Source organism: Variovorax sp. RO1 (assembly GCF_002849325.1).
GTDB lineage: Bacteria > Pseudomonadota > Gammaproteobacteria > Burkholderiales > Burkholderiaceae_C > Variovorax.
In genome coordinates, this window is sequence record NZ_PKMT01000002.1 from 610,008 (window position 1) to 628,192 (window position 18,185).

15 protein-coding genes are annotated in these 18,185 nt (G+C 62.0%); 8 read left to right on the forward strand and 7 right to left on the reverse strand.

Features of this window, described 5'->3' with window-relative positions; genetic code table 11:
* The first annotated feature begins 10 nt into the window (after nucleotides 1–10).
* The 8 genes from sucD to CY658_RS14105 all read left to right on the forward strand — a co-directional run bounded on the left by sucD (nucleotide 11) and on the right by CY658_RS14105 (nucleotide 8,900).
* On the forward strand, nucleotides 11–904 hold the full coding sequence (sucD, locus tag CY658_RS14070) for a succinate--CoA ligase subunit alpha (protein ID WP_101490797.1): 894 nt from the start codon (nucleotides 11–13) through the stop codon (nucleotides 902–904).
* A 116-nt stretch (nucleotides 905–1,020) separates the two neighbouring features.
* Nucleotides 1,021–1,704 (forward strand): TerC family protein, encoded by a 684-nt coding sequence (locus tag CY658_RS14075; RefSeq protein ID WP_101490798.1) that lies wholly within the window; start codon nucleotides 1,021–1,023, stop codon nucleotides 1,702–1,704.
* Nucleotides 1,705–1,733: 29 nt separating this feature from the next.
* Complete coding sequence (locus tag CY658_RS14080) at nucleotides 1,734–2,543, forward strand: Stp1/IreP family PP2C-type Ser/Thr phosphatase (RefSeq protein WP_101490799.1); 810 nt, start codon at nucleotides 1,734–1,736, stop codon at nucleotides 2,541–2,543.
* Between the two features lie 73 nt (nucleotides 2,544–2,616).
* A complete protein-coding gene (locus CY658_RS14085; protein WP_101490800.1) occupies nucleotides 2,617–3,267 on the forward strand; it encodes an FHA domain-containing protein in 651 nt (216 codons plus the stop codon).
* A gap of 72 nt (nucleotides 3,268–3,339) precedes the next feature.
* Nucleotides 3,340–5,601: a CHASE2 domain-containing protein gene (locus tag CY658_RS14090; protein WP_101490801.1), complete on the forward strand. Its 2,262-nt coding sequence runs from the start codon at nucleotides 3,340–3,342 to the stop codon at nucleotides 5,599–5,601.
* Nucleotides 5,602–5,630: 29 nt separating this feature from the next.
* A complete protein-coding gene (locus tag CY658_RS14095) occupies nucleotides 5,631–6,434 on the forward strand; it encodes a 3',5'-cyclic-nucleotide phosphodiesterase (protein ID WP_101490802.1) in 804 nt (267 codons plus the stop codon).
* A gap of 201 nt (nucleotides 6,435–6,635) precedes the next feature.
* Nucleotides 6,636–7,142, forward strand: coding sequence for a pilin (locus CY658_RS14100; RefSeq protein ID WP_101490803.1), 507 nt, complete (start codon nucleotides 6,636–6,638; stop codon nucleotides 7,140–7,142).
* A 213-nt stretch (nucleotides 7,143–7,355) separates the two neighbouring features.
* Nucleotides 7,356–8,900 carry a PglL family O-oligosaccharyltransferase gene (locus CY658_RS14105; RefSeq protein ID WP_180838948.1) on the forward strand — a complete coding sequence of 515 codons (1,545 nt, stop codon included), beginning with the start codon at nucleotides 7,356–7,358 and terminating at the stop codon, nucleotides 8,898–8,900.
* A 501-nt stretch (nucleotides 8,901–9,401) separates the two neighbouring features.
* Here CY658_RS14105 and CY658_RS14110 read toward each other — a convergent pair.
* The 7 genes from CY658_RS14110 to CY658_RS14140 all read right to left on the reverse strand — a co-directional run bounded on the left by CY658_RS14110 (nucleotide 9,402) and on the right by CY658_RS14140 (nucleotide 18,175).
* Nucleotides 9,402–9,995 carry an IS110 family transposase gene (locus tag CY658_RS14110; protein ID WP_180838949.1) on the reverse strand — a complete coding sequence of 198 codons (594 nt, stop codon included), beginning with the start codon at nucleotides 9,993–9,995 and terminating at the stop codon, nucleotides 9,402–9,404.
* A gap of 461 nt (nucleotides 9,996–10,456) precedes the next feature.
* Nucleotides 10,457–14,716 carry a PilC/PilY family type IV pilus protein gene (locus CY658_RS14115; RefSeq protein WP_101490806.1) on the reverse strand — a complete coding sequence of 1,420 codons (4,260 nt, stop codon included), beginning with the start codon at nucleotides 14,714–14,716 and terminating at the stop codon, nucleotides 10,457–10,459.
* 30 nt (nucleotides 14,717–14,746) lie between these two features.
* Complete coding sequence (locus tag CY658_RS14120; protein ID WP_101490807.1) at nucleotides 14,747–15,445, reverse strand: pilus assembly protein PilX; 699 nt, start codon at nucleotides 15,443–15,445, stop codon at nucleotides 14,747–14,749.
* Complete coding sequence (locus tag CY658_RS14125; RefSeq protein WP_180838969.1) at nucleotides 15,445–16,584, reverse strand: PilW family protein; 1,140 nt, start codon at nucleotides 16,582–16,584, stop codon at nucleotides 15,445–15,447. Before CY658_RS14125 ends, CY658_RS14120 begins: the two co-directional genes overlap by 1 nt.
* Nucleotide 16,585: 1 nt before the next feature.
* The gene (locus tag CY658_RS14130) at nucleotides 16,586–16,993 is read right to left on the reverse strand and encodes a type IV pilus modification PilV family protein (protein ID WP_101490809.1); all 408 of its coding nucleotides are present in this window, start codon (nucleotides 16,991–16,993) and stop codon (nucleotides 16,586–16,588) included.
* Between the two features lie 58 nt (nucleotides 16,994–17,051).
* Nucleotides 17,052–17,675 (reverse strand): GspH/FimT family pseudopilin, encoded by a 624-nt coding sequence (locus CY658_RS14135; RefSeq protein WP_101490810.1) that lies wholly within the window; start codon nucleotides 17,673–17,675, stop codon nucleotides 17,052–17,054.
* Nucleotides 17,676–17,677: 2 nt separating this feature from the next.
* Nucleotides 17,678–18,175, reverse strand: coding sequence for a type IV pilin protein (locus CY658_RS14140; RefSeq protein ID WP_308217210.1), 498 nt, complete (start codon nucleotides 18,173–18,175; stop codon nucleotides 17,678–17,680).
* Between the last annotated feature and the right edge of the window lie 10 nt (nucleotides 18,176–18,185).

Consider the following 18,185-nt stretch of genomic DNA (forward strand, 5'->3'; position numbering starts at 1 on the left):
GGAACAAGTCATGTCGATCTACATCAACAAAGACACCAAAGTCATCACGCAAGGCATCACCGGCAAGACCGGTCAGTTCCACACCGAAAAGTGCCAGGAATACGCGAACGGCAAGAACGCCTTCGTGGCCGGCGTGAACCCGAAGAAGGCCGGTGAGTCGATCTTCAACATCCCGATCTTCGGTTCGGTGAAGGAAGCCGCCACGCAGACCGGCGCTACCGTGTCGGTGATCTACGTGCCGCCGGCAGGCGCCGCGGCCGCCATCTGGGAAGCCGTTGAGGCGGACCTGGACATGGCGATCTGCATCACCGAAGGCATCCCGGTTCGGGACATGCTCGAAGTGCGCAACCGCATGAAGGCCAAGGAAGCGGCCGGCGGCAAGAAGACCTTGCTGCTGGGCCCGAACTGCCCCGGCCTGATCACGCCCGACGAAATCAAGATCGGCATCATGCCCGGCCACATCCATCGCAAGGGCCGCATCGGCGTGGTCTCGCGCTCGGGCACGCTGACGTACGAAGCCGTGGCTCAACTGACGGAAATCGGCCTGGGCCAATCGTCGGCAGTCGGCATCGGCGGCGACCCGATCAACGGCCTGAAGCACATCGACGTGATGCAAGCCTTCAACGACGATCCCGAAACCGACGCCGTCATCATGATCGGTGAAATCGGCGGCCCGGACGAAGCCGACGCAGCCCGCTGGTGCAAGGACAACATGAAGAAGCCGGTCGTCGGTTTCATCGCGGGTGTCACCGCCCCTCCCGGCAAGCGCATGGGCCACGCCGGCGCGCTGATCTCGGGCGGTGCCGACACGGCCGAAGCCAAGCTCGCCATCATGGAAGAGTGCGGCTTCACCGTGACGCGCAACTTCTCGGAACTGGCAAAGCTGCTCAAGGGCAAGCTCTAAAAAGCACTCGTACCGCTGGCGGCGTTCCCGCCGCTCGCAATACCACGCAGAAATGAAAAAGCGCCCGCATTGAGTTGCGGGCGCTTTTTTAACTACAACACAGTGGAATCAGAGACATGGAACTTCTTCAAAGCACGGACTTCTGGATCGGTCTGATCAAGATCGTCTGGATCAACATCATCCTGTCGGGCGACAACGCCGTCGTGATCGCCATGGCGGCGCGATCGCTGCCACCCGCGCAACAGAAAAAAGCCGTCCTGTTCGGTTCGGGCGCGGCCGTGGTGCTGCGCATCGTGCTGACGGTGGTGGCGGCCAAGCTGTTGGCGTTGCCCTACCTGCAGATCATCGGCGGTGCCCTGCTGCTGTGGATCGGCCTGCAGCTCTTGAGCGAGGAAGACGACGGCGACGGCGAGTCCAAGGAGTACGGCAGCATGTTTGTGGCCGTGCGGACCATCCTGCTGGCCGACCTGGTGATGAGCCTGGACAACGTGATCGCCGTGGCGGCCGCCGCACAAGGCAGCATGGTGCTGCTGGTGTTGGGTTTGGCCATCAGCATCCCCTTGGTGATTTTCGGCAGCACGCTCATGATCAAGCTCATGGAACGCTTCCCGATCATCATCATGCTGGGCGCTGCGCTGATCGGCTGGGTCGGCGGCGAGACCATCGTGAGCGACGTGTCGCTGCATGACGCGCTGGCGGCCAACCCCTGGATGCACTACGCGGGCGCGATCGCCGGCGCGGTGCTCGTCGTGGCCCTGGGCCGCTTCCTGCAACGGCGCGCACGCGCTGCTGCGCACTGATACTTTAAAAAAGCGAGCGCTGACAAACGATGGCAGGTGTTGGCGTTTCCCTTTTCTCCAGTCGACCGGCCCTGAGCTGGGAGTTTGCGGCGCTGACCGATGTCGGGCGCCTGCGCGCCCACAACGAAGACGCGGTGCATGTCGACCCGGCCCTCGGCCTGGCGCTGCTGGCCGACGGCATGGGCGGCTACAAGGGTGGCGAGGTGGCCAGTGCCATGGCCATTTCGCTGATGCACGCGAGCTTCGGCCGCTGGTTCGCCCAGGCCGGCATGCAAGCGCCGGCCCGCGTGGTCCGGCGTGCGCTGCAGGCGGCCACCGACGAGGCCAACGGCGCCATCCTCCAGGCCGGCGTCACCCACGAAGAATTGCGTGGCATGGGCACGACCCTGGTGCTGGCGGCGTTCCGTCCGCAGCGCGTGGTGGTCGGCCACATCGGCGATTCGCGCTGCTACCGCCTGCGCAACAACAAGCTGGAGCAGCTCACGCGCGACCATTCGCTGCGCCAGCAGCAGCTCGACGCCGGGGCCATCACCCCGGAAGAAGCCCTGAACTCCCCCACCCGCAACCTCGTGACGCGGGCCTTGGGCGTGGAAGCCCAGGTCTTGCTGGAGATGCACGAGCACAGCGCCAGGCCGGGCGATCTCTACATGCTGTGCTCCGATGGGCTCAGCGAGATGGTGCCGGATGCGCAGCTTTTCACGCTTTTGAGCCGTGATCTGGGGCTCAAGGAGATGGCTTCACTTTTGGTTGCAATTTCAAACGACAATGGCGGACGGGATAACATTTCAGTTGTTCTGGCCAAGGCGGGCGTCAGCGAAGCGACCCGCGGGGCCATGTAGCAGCCAACCCAGGCGGCGGACCGTTTGCGCCGCCTGACGGTGCTGGATCTTTGCAAACGGGGAGTAATCGGCCATGCCGAAGATGATCATTTCGGTCGATGGCGTCGTCATCGGCCAAGTGGCGCTCGCCAAGAATCGCACGACGTTGGGCCGACGCGCCTACAACGACATCGTGATCGACAATCTCGCCGTCAGCGGCGAGCATGCCGTGCTGCACATGAGCGGCGGCGAAGTCGAAATTGAAGATCTCAACAGCACCAACGGCACCTACGTCAATGCGCTCGCCATCCAGAAGCAGGCGCTTCAGGACAACGACGTCATCGAGGTCGGCGGCTGCCGCATCCATTTCCGCTCGCACAGCAACCTCATGGTCGGCCCCGGCTCCGTGCGGGCCTCGCTCTCCGAGTATTCGACCCCGATGCCGCTCTCGTCGGCGCCCACCGAATCGGGTGCGCTGGTCGAATTGGGCGTGCCCATGCTGCGCGTGCTCTCGGGCACCAACGAAGGCCAGGACGTCCCGCTCCAGAAGGTGGTCACCACCATCGGCAAGCCCGGCGTGGCCGTGGCCGTCGTCACGCGCCGTCGTCAGGGCTACGTGGCGGCCACCGTCGTGGGCAGCGTCACGCTCAATGGCGCCCCGCTGGGTGCCGAGGCCGTCGCGCTGCAGGAAGGCGACGTGCTCGAACTCGGCGGCGCCACGCGCATGCAGTTCGTCCGGATCTGAGCCGGCGCGGGCGCCCTTCTCCGCTCCCCTTTTTTTTGCCGTCAGGCCACCGTTGTCCAAGGCTGACCAGCCATGAGCGCATTGCGGCGGCACTGGCCGCGCATCGCCATCACGCTGCTGCCCGTGCTGCTGGCGCTGCTCCATGCCACGGGCGTCTGGCAGCTGGGCGTGATCCAGCACCTGGACCACCTGATCTACGACGCCCGCTTGCGCGCCACCATGCCGGGCACGCCCGACACGCGGGTCGTGATCGTCGATGTCGACGACGCCAGCCTGGCGCGCGAAGGCCAGTGGCCCTGGCCGCGCGACAAGATCGCCAGCCTCACGACTGAATTGCTCGCCCGCCAGCATGCGGCCGTGTTGGGCTTTGACGTCATGTTTCTCGAGCCCGACCGCAGTTCCGGCCTCGGGCGCTTGAAAGAGATCGCAGCCGGTCCTTTGCGCGATGTACCGGGCCTCGCCGCCGAGATCGACCAGCTCGCGCCGACCCTCGACCATGACGCCACACTGGCCCAGGCCCTGCGCGGCCAGCGCGTGGCGCTCGGCTATTACTTCACGCGCACCGAACAGCCCAGCGCCAAGGGACTGCTGCCGGCGACACCGGTGCTGCCGCCCGAGGCTTTTCCGCCGAATGCCTCCTTCGTCACGCTCTGGAACGGGTTCGGCGCCAGCCTGCCGGTGCTGGCGCGTGCGGCGCCGGTCGCGGGGTTCCTGAACACCCTGGTCGGTGACGGCGACGACGACGGCGTGATCCGCAGCGTGCCGCTCATCGCGCGCTACGAAGGCGAGCACGCGTCGCCCGGGCACTACGAGTCGCTGGCGCTGGCGGTCTACCGGCTGGCGAACGACTCGCCGCCGGTGCGGCCGGCGCTCGTGGCCGGCGATGGCAACTTTCCGCGCCTGCAGGCGCTGGTGCTGGGGTCGTTGCGCATCCCGGTCGACCAGAGCGCCAGCCTGCAGGTGCCGTTCCGCGGCCCCGGCGGTCCGCGTGCCGGGTCGTTCCGCTACGTGGCCGCTGCCGACGTGCTCGACGGCCGTCTGGCGCCGGGCGAACTCAAGGGAAAGATCGTGCTGCTCGGCGCCACCGCGCCCGGCCTGCAGGACCTGCGCGCCACCCCGGTCGGTGCCGCGTTCCCGGGCGTCGAAGTGCACGCCAACATCGTCTCGGGTTTGCTCGACCGGCGCCTGCTGGCCGTGCCCGACTACGCGCCGGGCTACGAAGTGCTGACCGTGCTGGCCGCGGGACTGCTGCTCGCGTTCGGGTTGTCGCTGCTGTCCGCATCGCGCGCCGTGCTGCTCGGCGCGGGCGTGGTCGCCGCGCTGGTAGGCCTCAACACCTGGCTCTACATCGGCCACAGCCTCGTGCTCCCGCTCGCGTCGGCGCTCTTCATGGCGGCGCTGGCGTTCGCGCTCAACATGAGCTGGGGCTACTTTGTCGAATCGCGCGCGCGGCGCGGGCTGGTGCGGCTCTTCGGCACCTACGTGCCGCCGCAGCTGGTCGACGAAATGCTCGTGCGGCCCGGCCGCTACAGCATGCGCGCCGAGAGCAAAGAGATGACCGTGATGTTCTGCGACATGCGCGACTTCACCCGGTTGTCCGAGCAGATGGCGCCGGCCGAGCTGCAGGCCTTTCTGAACACCGTCTTCAGCCGCCTTACCGAGGTGATCAGCGCGCACCGCGGCACCGTCGACAAATACATGGGCGACTGCGTCATGGCCTTCTGGGGCGCGCCGATCGACACGCCCGACCACGCCGCGCTCGCCGTGCAGGCCGCGCTCGACATGGCCGCCGCCGTGCACGACATCAACCGCCGGCACCGCGCGAACGGCCGTCCCGAGATCAGCGCCGGCATCGGCCTCAACAGCGGCCTCATGAGCGTGGGCGACATGGGCTCGACCGCGCGCCGCAGCTATACCGTGGTCGGCGATGCGGTCAATCTCGCGTCCCGGCTGGAGGGCTTGAGCGGACACTACGGCGTCGAGGTCGTGGCCAGCGGCGCGACCCGCGACGCGGCCCCTGGCTTCGTCTGGCAGGAGCTCGACAGCGTGCGCGTCAAGGGCAAGGCCCAGGCCGTCGCCATCTACACCCCGCTTTCGGCGCAGGCCGGCGCCGAGGCGCAGGACACGACGCGGCAGCAACTCGACCGATGGAGCCAGGTGCTCGCCGCCTACCGCCGCCAGGATTGGGCGCTGGGCCGAAACTTGCTGGCTCCCCTGCTCGCCGCGGATGCCAAAAAAGTCCTTTACCAGCTCTATGCCCAGCGTTTAGCCTCGATGGCGCTACGCCCGCAAGACCCGGACTGGGACGGCGCCACCCGGTTCGACACCAAATAATGTCAGACGCACACAAGAGGTCTTCCACCATGCAGGTACGCGTGCTGGGTTGCTCGGGCGCCATCGCCAAGGACTGCCGCACCACCTCGTTCCTGGTCGATGCGGACCTGCTCGTGGACGCCGGCACGGGCGTCGGCGATCTCACCCTCGACGAGATGGCCGCCATCGACGACGTGGTGCTCACCCATTCGCACCTCGACCACATCGCCGCCCTGCCCCTGATGCTCGACGCCGTCGGCAGCCGCCGCACCCGGCCGCTGCGCGTGCATGCATTGGCCGCCACCATCGACGCGCTGCGGGCGCATGTGTTCAACAACGTCATCTGGCCGAATTTCGAGCGCATTCCCAGCCCTGAATCGCCCTTCGTGAGCTTCCACGAGATCACGGTCGGGCAACGCCTCGAGCTGGGCCGCGACGCCCCCAAGCTGATCGAGGTGCTGCCGGCAGTCCACACCGTGCCGGCCTGCGGCTTCGCCATCCGCCGGGCCGAAGGCGGCGCTCACTGGGTCTTCAGCGGTGACACCGAACGCAACCCGCCCTTCTGGGAGCGCATCAACGCGATCGACGTGGCGATGCTGGTCATCGAGACCGCCTTCAGCTCCCGCGAGGAGGCCCTGGCCGAACGCAGCCTGCACCTGTCGCCGGTGGCGCTGGCGCACGAGCTGGCGCAGATCGATCCGGGCAAGCAATACCCGATCTACATCACCCACACCAAGCCGGCAGAGACCGAGGAAATCATGAGCCAGATCGAGATGCTGGCGGGGCGGGAAGTGGCAGGGTTGGCGCAGCGGGACATCCGCTGGCTCAAGGCGAACGGGGTGCTGACCTTCTGACCGAGCCCGCCCGGGCATGACAAATTTGTCGACACAATTGGCATCTGAGTGCGAGTTGTGTCACATCATGTAACCATCTTGTGACCAAAGACGGCCCGATCGAGGGCTGCAGGGTGGAGAAGCCGGGTGGCACGGATGCTGCGGAAGTTACCCCGCTCCGGGCTGGTTCCCGGGCTCTACAAACCAACCTGGAGTTAATGAATGAACCGTCGTTCTATCGCACGCAATGTGCAAAAGGGTTTCACCCTGATCGAGTTGATGATCGTTGTGGCGATCATTGGTATCTTGGCGGCTGTGGCGTTGCCTGCGTATCAGGATTACACGGTGCGTGCAAAGGTCTCTGAGATTGTGCTGGCCGCTTCGTCTTGCCGCACCACGGTAACTGAAGCTGTTCAATCGACTTCTGCAACCACTCTGACCGCTGCGATGTTTCCGTGCGATGGCGGTGCCGCCTCGGGTGCAACAGTTTCCAAGTATGTGAGTAGCATTGCAGTCGCTGCCGATGGCAAGGTCACAGTGACGGCGCAAGGAATTTCGCAACTGACGGCTGGCTCTGCGGACGTGCTGACCCTTCGTCCTTTGAGCGCCGCTGCCACGGCTCTCGTGGTTGGCGATGCAGGCAAAACGATTTTTGCTTGGAGATGCGGTTCTTCGACAGATGGCACAACCATTCTTCCGAAGTATCTGCCTGGCTCTTGCCGCGGCTAATTTCTATTGAAAATTAAAAAACGCTCTCTCGGGAGCGTTTTTTTTTGATCAATGAAATCGAATACGAAGGTAATATCGTTCTTGGGGTTTGGGCTGACGTTGGGGCTGTTAGCTCCAGATCATTTCCTGCCTTGGCCGTCTTTCAGACATGATTTTCTAGTTGGAATTGGATTTTCTCCATTGGGGTTCTATGCGATATGGAGGAGGATTGCCATGCCAAAAATTGCACTCCTCGTTTTTTTTCTCTCATTGACTCCGTTGTTGCAGATAATGGCAGGGGAAACTCTATTTTTTGGTGATGGCTGGATTGCGTGGCTTTACATTTCTGCAGCACTTGTTTCATTGGTGTTGGCTGCGAATTTTGTTCGTGATGGCAAATCAGAAAACCAGATGCAAGAAATTCAACCAGTGATTTTTGCATTGGTTGCTGCTGCCGTGCTCTCTGTTGGAATTTCATTGTTTCAATGGCTTGAATTGAGTTATTTTTCTGAATTCATCTCCCAATCGCAAGCCGTGGGAAGGTATGGCGCTAATTTGGCTCAACCGAATCAGTTGGCAATTGTTCTTTTGCTGGGTGTGGCGTGCACTATATTTTTGTTCGAAAATAGAATTCTGAATTCATATTCGGCGATGTTGCTCGGGGCCTTTTTGAGCTTTGGTCTCGTGATGACCCAGTCGCGAATGGTCTTTCTTGCGCTGCTTTTTCTATGGATTATGCACTGGGGCCTTGGGCAGCGAGCTTTGTTGCGTACATCTGGAAAATCAATTTTTCTTCTGAGTAGTTTTTTTGGCGTAATGATGTTCGCATGGCCCTCTATCAATGAGATGCTTCTGTTAGGGGAGCCATCCGCATTGATTGATCGCGTGAGTAAAGACAGCCGTTTCGATCTTTGGCGAAGCATGGTGGACGCTATCAGACAGTCCCCATGGGTCGGTTATGGCTGGGGGCAAATCCCTCTAGCGCAGCAGGCAACGGCGCTGAAGCATCCAGCAACATATGCATTTTTTGATTCAGCCCACAATATTGGACTAGATATTGCCGTTTCAGCAGGGCTGCCTGTTGCCGTGATATTTTTTGTTTGGCTAGCACTTTGGTTCAAAAAGCAAGTTTCTAGCTGTCGAGATCCTTTGTCATGGAGTGTCTTGCTGGCAGTAGGATTTGCTTTTTGCCATGCCATGGTTGAGTATCCGCTAGCGTATGCCTATATATTGTTGCCCGTTTGCTTTTTTATAGGTGCGTTAAGCCGGAATGAAATAATTGAATTCGAAGTGAATGGAATAATTCCATCCTCATTTCGATGGGGGTTTGCTGGAATCAGTGTGCTTACATTGGCGGGGTTTTTTGTGGTTTCAAATGAATACATTCGATTTGAAAATGACTGGCGCCGCACCCGGATGGAGATTTCCGGAATTTCATTCGCTGAAAAAGATTGGGAGGCTTATAAGCCAATTTTTCTGACTCAATTGAGGGATTATTCGGAGTTTGCGAGAACGGTGCCCGAACGGGGCATGACTGAAAAGAAAATTCTCTGGATGAGCGAGGTCGCAAAGCGCTTTGGTCAACCATCAGTACTGACAAGGTACGCGATTGCGGCAGCGCTGAACGGAAAGCCGGAGGTGGCAGCACGTTCATTGGCATTGCTATGCAGAACCCAAGCGCCTCGTGTCTGTGTCAAAGTCTTAAAAAACTGGCGGGCAATTTCTTCAGATCCGGCTTATCCAGAACTGAAATTGGTCGCACTTCCCGCATTAGGCTGAAGATATTCCGAATTTGAGAGGCGGAACTTACAACTCCTTTCGAACCTTGGTCTGGTGGATGTTCGGAGACAGGGCCTGTCCATTTGCGGCGCTATCCCCATCTGGGTGCACCGACAAGGCATGTGCAAAGGTGTCGTGCACTTGAGAGGATGGCCCGTTGCGCGAACTGTGAATGCCGGATGAACCGGTCGGCACGCGTTGTGAAAATAGGGCTGCTGCAGCGGACGGTCCGACTCCGGGGCCCTGTCGGGTCGAGGTTCTACATTTCTTGCAAGTCGTTCTTCGGCTGCAACCGCTGCGGATCGAACGACGCAGTTCCCCTCCAGGCAGGCAGAAAAGGCGACTCGCAGCAACTTACGTCGCAGGCGGGATCAACGCCAGCGTGGTCGCGAGGTCTTCGGCCTGTATTGCCCGGGACAAGCGGCCTGAGTGCCTTGCGATGACTCGTCGAGCAGCTTTGAAGTAGATTTGCCGCTGCAGCAGCGACCGCCCCCTCCTTGCTCAGACGACGCGTGCCATGCTCGGTGCCCGGATCATTGGGCCGAGGGGGCGGCCACCAGTGCATCTGCGGTGGCGAATTCGAAGCGACTGAACAGGGTTGCCAGCAGGCCGAGTTCTGCGCACCGATGCCCGTGATCGTGCGTAATCTCTGGCATCTGCTACGCAGTCGTCCATCGCATCCAGTAAGGCATCGAAAGCCTCGTACACGGCGCCGGCACCGATGTCTCGAACATCCACATCGCGCACGATCTGCTTCAAGCCCGAGCGCTGCGTCGCCAGCTGTGCCCGACGGGTGAGCAGATCCTGCAGCCGTTGTTGCACCGAGCTGGCAGGCCGCCAGGGATGCAGATGTTCATGGTGCTCGGCCAGATAGCGGGCAATGACCCCGGCATCCACACCGTCGGTTTTGGCCCTGGTGCCCAGGGCCCGCGCGTAGAAGTACACGTCGCGTGCATTGAGCACATACACCAGGCCGGCCTGACTCGCCAAGTGAGCCAGCAACCCGTGATATCTCCCCGTCGATTCCATCGCGATGAGGGCGCCGGGCGGCATCTCCCGCAGCCAGTGAGCAATGCTGGTCGCATCGTTGGTCACGCTGCGAGGTCGGTGTTCAGACCCCAGCGAAACGACCGGCCTTGGAAACACCCACGCCGACGAACAGGGTTGGTTCTTGCATGGCAGTACCTCCGGTTGGACAATTTGCCAAGCTGGGGTGCAGCCCACCAACCACGTTTGCTTGCGTCCAGATCGGCGGTCGTCCCCTTCAAAACGGAACTCCGCTCAGTTCCTAATCGACGTTGGAAGGTGGGGCGGGAGAAATCTCAAGACTGTCGGTCCGCTGCCGTGGCCGAGTGCGAAACGAGTCCCTCCACTCCAGCGCCTCAACCATACAAGCTGTACGGGACATGACGGAAGCTGGAACATCGAGGCCGACCCTCGTTTCTAGGCGGCAAGTGGCATCCCTGTATGCGCGGCTGCCCCAGATGCTTCTCCGGTGTGACTGGGAGAAGGTGATTTGGCTTCGCGGTCATGCTCCTTCTCCATTCGGGAAACATCTAGTTCACCAGCTCTCGCCATGAAGTCCGATGCGCAGAACCCCCTCCCGACGAGGGCGGGACCGGGGGAACTTCTGACCCTAGATCCCCATTGCTCCGCTGATAGATGATGCGGATGTTCCCGTTGCTGTCTTTCACCCAGCTCATCCCCACGATCAGCGAGTTGTCGCTCCACAGGGTCCCTGACGGGTTAGTAGTCACCACGCCGCCATTGGCCGCGTTTAGGTAATAGCGCCACGATGAACCTCCCGAAGCGCAGGCGTCACCATTGGGAATGGCAGTCGCAATCGCGAGAGTGTTCAGTTGCAAGCCCAGGTTGGTCGCAATGCGCTCGCGGCCATGCGGCAAGTCAATCCACCATCCTGCCTTCGTTGAGAAGTTGACCGCATTGTTGGAAACTGATGCGGTCCGTGCCTCGGCTTCTGTTCCGGCTAGCGTGAAGGTTTGCCGCACGAAATTGGTCGTGTCGGTACGCACGTCGCCCCAGCCGTTGTTTGTCAGCGGGTCCTTCACTGCATAAATGCTCTGCTGCGTGGAGTCCGTGATGTCGTTCTGGCCCAGATAGCGGCCGGTTCCCACGATGACTACCGGCTTCCCTGCAATCTCCACGGTTTCCGGTTTCGTTGTGATCGGCTGCGGTGTCGTGCCGACCTGGAAGGTCGCGAGCTTGAGGGCTGCACGCTTCGGCTCGATCAGGCCGTCAATGTCGAAACGCCACAGGTTGCCCAGCATGTCGCCGCCGTAGAAGCGCTTGCTTGTGTTGTTCGCTGCGTCGTCGATCCATGCGTTGATCTTGGCCAGTCCACTGGGCGCAGTAGAGCTGCCGGCGGTGGTCAGAATGTCATGCAGCTTCTCGCCGGTGTTGGCGTTCAACACGAACAAGTGGCCCTTGCCGTCCCCGGAGGTGTTGTTGTACCCGGATGCGAACACGACCACCCAAGTGCCGTCCGCCCTCTTGGTGATGACCGGGTTGCCATAGCTGTAGCCCAGGTTGTCGTCGCTGAACTCCCACAGCATCGAGGGGCTGGTGGGGTCCGTGATGTCCAGTGCGTAGTAGCTCTTGCCGCCAAGATTGAGTCCACCCACGAGGATGGTCTTCCATGTGGTGCCGACTTTGATGTCAGCCATCACCGGCGCGCCGTCCACGAAATACTGGTGGTTGGCGCCGTAAGCGGAGTCCGCCAGCTTGTACAGATTGGGCATCACCGCGGTGGGGACGAAAGCCCAGAGTTCGGTGCCGCCGTCTGCGGTGTCGGACGAGAAGGCGTGCAGCATGCCGTCGTTGGCCGCGACGTAGACGACATTCTTGCGTGTTGCCTTCGCGGCAACGAAGTCCGCGTAGCCCGTGTCTGCATAGCGGAATGGTGGCTTGCCGACATGCACTGGAGCACCGTTCACGATGTCGCCCAGCACATGTTCCCGCTTGCGATAGAGCGCCGCAACGGAGGCATTGACACTCTGCGATTCGTGCGTTCGAACGCCGCGTAGATAGTTGACAAGGTTGGCGCCAGAATTCGCCGTGGCCTTGTCATTCACGGACAGCCGCGAGCACTGGGTCGCCGTCAAGCTGGTCGAGCACATGCGATTGTCGAAATATGCCTGCAGCGTGGAGCCCAGATTGTTGTAGGTAAAGCCTTGCAGGGTGCCACTGCTGTTGAAATAGATATTGCGGTTTGCGGGCGTCGCAGCATCCAACAGCGCTTGCGCGGACCAGGCGCGTGCGCCGATGGTGGCGTCCGCGCCGTTGAGCGCATAGGCTTGCAGGTCACCAGTCCAGGCCTGGGTCGTGTAGCTGGCCCGGAAGACCTGGTTGTTGTTCCCGGCCACGAGTTCCAGCGAACTGGTCGAGGCAGCGGCACCGGCACCGGCCACCTGCTGGACCGTCGAGACGACACCATTGATGGCCTCGGCCAGCGAACCGGCATTCAGCGCCGAGTAATACTGACCGCGTCCGTTGACTGCGGCATGCCACAGATCGTCCACGTTGCGGGCGTCGCCACCGCTGCCCGAGGTGGATTCGGTGTTGCCTGGTGATGGCCAGTTCAGCGGACCACGGACGATGTCGGCATAGGAACCGGCCGTTTGTGTCAGGTAGTCCTTGTCATACGCCAGCGTGCCGCTCACACCGAGGCCGATGGTGAACGTGTTCATGTGCTGCCAGGTGGCAAGGTCGGTGGCAGTCGTGCGCACGATGTTCGCGCACACGTCCTGAGAGCCGTTGCTGGACGAGGTGGACGTGCAGTTGCTGCCGTTGCGCAGGTCCGTCTTGTAGTAGTACTGGGCGACGTCGGCGAGCGTGTTGGCTGTGCCACCCGTGGATGAGCGGGTGTCCGCAGGATCGCTGGCGGTGAACTGATCCTGGCGCGGGGTATTGATCGCGCTGCTGGGCGTGCCGCTCGAGAGAGGGCTCCAGCCACTCAAAGCACCGCCGCCGCTTGGGTCGTAGGCGATGTTGTTCAATGTGCCTCTAGTCCCCGAGCAGCTCGAGGTGTCGATCGGGCCGTTGTCGAACCAGCCGGTGCTGGAGGTGGTCGGGTTGGAACGCAGAGTGTCTCTGCTGGTGGTGATGTTTGCGACGCCCGAATAGGTCCAGCCTGAATAAGCAATCGAACTGGTCACCGGCTGTGCTGCAACCCCACCCGTTATCACGGTCGTGACGGTGTAGGTGGCGGTGCCGCGTTGCGGCGTCACGGATGTTTGGGTCTCGGTTTGCTGCGTGTACGTCTGCGGCTTCTTGGTGATCAGATACTGCTTGTTCGAGCAGTCTCCGCCGCCCGTCGACCGAGCCACGGTGACCACCTTGCGCGACCAGTCCAGCGTTCGTGTCTGGCGCAGCGTCTCCGTTGCCGTTGCGGGCGCTGTGTAGGTCACGACCCTTGTCACCACGCCGACCGAGTTGTCCACCATGGGGCGGACTTCGTCACCGTCCTGCTGCCCCATCTCAGTGCCATTCAACTGGACGCCCTTGCCGCCATTCCAATAACCATCGGTCGATAGCAGCGCGTAGTTGCGCTGGCAGGAGTACTGCATCGGGTCGTATTGGCCATCGAACTTCTTGCCGAAGTAGCGTCCCGCCTTGGAGAGAGCGACACGCAACGGCGTGCTGCCGCTGGGCTGGGAGCCGTACAGGCTGCTGTAGAAGTTGTCCTTCTGGGTTTGGGTGAAGTCCTTGACGTCACGGAAGTAGCCGGTGCCCGAACCTCCGTCGCTGGCCCCGTCCACGACGCCCACGTCGCTGATGGTCGAGAAGCCGACGCGGTAATTTTCGTTCAAGGGCGAAATGGCCCGTCCCATGGCCGTGCGCATCAAAAGATAGCGCTTGCGATAGTACGAATACCAATTGGCATAGTTGGTCTTGACTTCCGCTGGCGATGCATTCGTCACCGTGTGCTTTTCGAAGACATTACTTCCCGGGGTGGCGCCAATGTTGCTGGTGCACTCTCGATAGAAAGTCGTGGATGTGTCGACGGCACCGTTGCTGTTGTAGGTCCAGTTGACGGCGGCTTGGGTGCCGGGCGCCTTGTACGTGTAGTAAGTAGGCGTGAGTGTCACCGTCCAGTCGGTGGATGAGCCGCTGCCCGTGGCTTCGCTCACGAGCACTTCGAGGTACCAGGTCCGTCCACCGCCCCAGGTGCTGCTGCTGCTCCAGTCCGTGATGACACCACTCATGCTGGCTGCGGAATTCGTCCCGCTGGTGATCGTGACGCTATCGCCCACGGCGAAGGTCGAACTGCTGTACGTCCCGGCCGTCATCGTGAAGGTTTTTGTTCCCGTGCCGGTGCTGATCGAAGACGCCGTGATCGGTGTCGCCTTGGAAAGATCAATGGTCGAGTCCTTGGTGTAGCCGTCAGACCAGGCTGCATTGAAAGATGAGGCTGCGTACTCCGTCTTTGCCGAGTCGAGCGGCGGTGCGTAGGTCAAGGAGGGGTCGTAGGCGATGCCATTGCACTGGGCCGTCCGATAGCCGTACCACTCGGCGTAAGGTTGGTCGGCATTGCCCGACGAGACGCCGAGCTTGTCCGGCATGTAGCTCCAGTTCATCGAACCTGAGTTGTCAAGCAGGAACAGCAGGTTCGGCTTGGCCTGCACGTTGCCGCGTGTGGCCAGCGGTTCGTTGGCGAGGTCGGTGGTGTTCGATGTCTGCGACGACGTGCTGAGCGCGAAGCCCAGAACGCCAAGCGGGATCAGGGCGCACAGCGCCGCGAGGCGCCAATGTGCGGCACGGCCGGTGTTCGACGAGCGGAGAAATTGAGGCGTCATGAGCAGGCTTTCTTGGGCGTTCCGTCGCACTCAGAAGTGCACGATGGTCTCGGCAAAACTGGCGGTGTTGCGGGCGCCCGTCACCCGCACCACGACGCGGTAGTAGGGCCCTGCGGCGTTGGCAAAGCGGGCGTAGTCCGAATAGTTCAGCTCGCCGCGCTTCGTCGCCGACGTGCCCGCGGCATTCATGGGTTTGGCGCAATGGATCGTGTTGTCGGTCCCGTAGTCGCCCGGTTTGTTGCACAGCCTGAAGATGACGTAGCGCGCGCTGTTGCCATTGATCGTGCCGGCGCTCGCCGTCTTGATGGTGCAGTCCGCGTAGGTGCCCGAGGCCGCCGAGCGGCACGTATCGTTGTCCCAGTCCACGAGACGTCGACTGGCGGCAGCCAGTTGGCCGCCTGTCACGTCGACCTGGCCAGCGGTGGTGGTTCCGTCGTCGGCAAACTCTTTGGTGTTGGCGTAGTAGCCGTTGGCGGCCAGGCTGGTATTGAGGCTGGCAGCGTTTGTCGACAGCCAGTCGATGGCGGTCCGTGCTGCCTGGTCGGTTGCGACAGTGGCGTCCTGCTTGAAACCGATGTTGCCCAGCAGCGTGGTGCTCGTGTCTACCGAGCGCACCAGTGCGAGCGTGGCCAGCAGCATGGCTACCAGCGTGAGCAGCGCGAAGAGCAGCGAGGCGCCGCGCTGGTGCAAGGGAGCGCGCGTGCGCAAAGAGGTCGGGAAGGAGTTCATCACGAGTTCCAGATGACGTTGCGCAAGGGCACGATCGTGTCGTAGACCTTGTAGCGGTAGTGCGCCCATTCGGTCACATGGTTGATCTTGAGTGGGAGGCACTTGCTGGTGCCGTTGGGGCAAGTCGCCGGCGTAAGGTTGGTGAAGGTCGAGGTGGTGCCGATATCCCACGGAATCGTGTCTCCGGTGACCGCGTCTTTCTCGTATTGGTTGCTGCGCGCGACCACTGCAATCCGAATGGTCAGCACCTGCATCCAGCCGGCGCTGGTCGTGGGAAGCACGGTGTCATAGGCATCGACGATGCCGTCGCCGTTCGTGTCCTTGCCGTAGAACGCTTGCAAGTTGACGATCTGCGGATAGAGGACCGAAGACGTGACAGCCGTGCTCGTCGGTGTGAAGTCGTCCGTCTTCAAGCTCAGTTGATCAATGGAATAGCTACGCAGCACCATCGAACCCATGTTCAGCAGGTAGCTGCCGGCTTCATAGCCGCCTGTTGGAAAAACGGCACTCTGATTCCACTTGGTCAACGGCCCCGCACCCGCGACGTGCGGCACGTTGGTGCTGCTCAATGTCGTGGTCGCAGCGCTGGTGTCGTTGGTCACGCTGAAGAGGGCGCAGCCGGCACTGGCCGATTGCGTTTTCGGCACCGCGATCATCAGATTGCCGACGCTGGCATTGAGTGACGAGCTGACGGTGAAATGGTCGTCGGTCTGCGCATGGTTGCCCATCAACAGCATCGGGGTGGAGAAGTTGGGGGTGTTGGATTGAAGAATGGTGATGGTGTCGGGTGCGCCGCCGCTACCCCCGTCGGTGATCAGCACCGGCGCCAGCGTGAAGGTCGTGGAGGTGCCGGAGACATCGAACTGGCGCGTCACCGGGCAACCCAGTGCGTCGGGGCTGGCTGCCGCGCCATACCCGGCTTGCTGGATGTCCCGCTGGAGCGCGAAGATCGACAGCGAGCCGTTGATTTGCGCATCGCCACCCATCGTGATGGCGCGCCGCTTGCCTTCGGCGAGTGCGAGCACCTGCGTGATCACGAGCACCGTGAGCATGCCGAGTACCAGGCCGACCATGAGCTCGATCAGCGTGAAGCCGCGCTGGGAAGGTGCAGCGAAAGGATGTGAAGAAGTCGATTTCATCTCAGTTCGCCGACTTGGAAATCGTGGTGCTCGTGACGTACTGGCGTGTATCGCCGTTGGGCATGGTCCAGCCGACCGTGACCTGAACATCGCCCGTGCCGGAAGCCACGGTCACCGCGCCCGTGCCTCGGGGCAGCGTCTGGCTCACCTTGTCCTGCCATTCCTTGCAGCGTGTCTGCGATGCGCAGCCGGAGCCGCTGTAGGACGCCATGTTCGTGAGGTCGCCCCACATGCGGCCGATGAGTTCGGTGGCCAGGTAGGCGGCATCGGCGCGGGATTTCGAATCGGTCTGAGCCCGTGTCATCGTGGCTTGCAGGCCCACCAGTCCGAGCACGCCAAGCATGAAGATCAGCAGCGCGATGAGCACTTCGATCAGGGCAATGCCGCGTATGCGTCTCGCAGGTGGCATGGCTCCACGTGAAGCGCGAGACGGGGGGAGGAAGTGCGAAGGGGCTCGTGTCTTCATATCAGCATCTCCGCGGGTCTGTGGTCGCAACACCCGAATCCGGGTCGCACATGCGAACTTGGCCGGCAGGGCTGACGACGAGGCGCAAGTTGCGGTAGGTGGCGCCGCTCGTTGGGCCTGTGATGTCGATCTGCCCGATGGCGTCGGTGGTGTTCACAAGACGGCCGAAGCCGTTGAACGTGACCGAATTGGCGGCGGTGGATGAGCCGGCAGCCAATACGGCCGTCACCGACACCCGGCCTCCGGCGTCGCCGACCGCTCGGCCTGTGACCAGCATGGGCGAGGAGTCGGTGGACGGGGCGTCCGCGCAATGCCCGATGGGCGAATTGACGCTGACCACCCAGGAGCCGCTGATGTTCGACAGGGTGCAGTCGTTGCTCAGCACTGCGGGGTTGTCGATGTTGACCAGCCAGAACGAGACGTTCTGGTTGCGCCGAATGGCTTCCGCGCGCGCAAGCTGGAGGCCGTCCAGCAAAGAGCTGGCGACGTTGCGGATGCGCGTGTTGTCCGTCCAGGTGCCGAGCGATGGCAGGGCCGCGAGCAGAAGCAGCGCGAACACCGCGATGGTGACGACCAGCTCGACGAGAGTGAAGCCGCGCGAACGCGGCGAACGGCGCGTGCGCATGGTCAGCAGGTGGACGAGGAGGTCAGCCAGCAGGTTTGGGTAACCGTGCTTCCCTTGAATGCAGTGGTCTGGCGGGTGCCCAGTTCATTGATTGTGTAGGTGTGGCCGGTCGCTCGCCCTGAGGCGCCCTCGGCGGTGATGGTGTAGCTTTGCTCGCCTGAGACGCCGGTGCGGGTGTTCAGTGTGCAGCTGAAGGTAAAACGTTCCTTCGTGATGGGGAACGTGTTCCATCCAGTGCCGCTGGTGCCATCGGCGCAGTTGGTGCCTCCGTAGTTCCGGTTGTCCTGGTAGTACTGCTCCATCTTCACGCGGTACTCCGACAATCCGTTGAAGGCTGCAGGCAGTTGCCCGCGCCGAACGTAGTCGTTGTAGCTCGGTAGCGCGATCGCCGCGAGGATGCCGATGACGGCCACGACGATCATGAGCTCGATGAGCGTGAAACCCTGCAAACTCCGGCGTTGCGCGGCAGCCGCTTTCATGGCGATTTGTGGTCTGGTCATCGAACTGGCC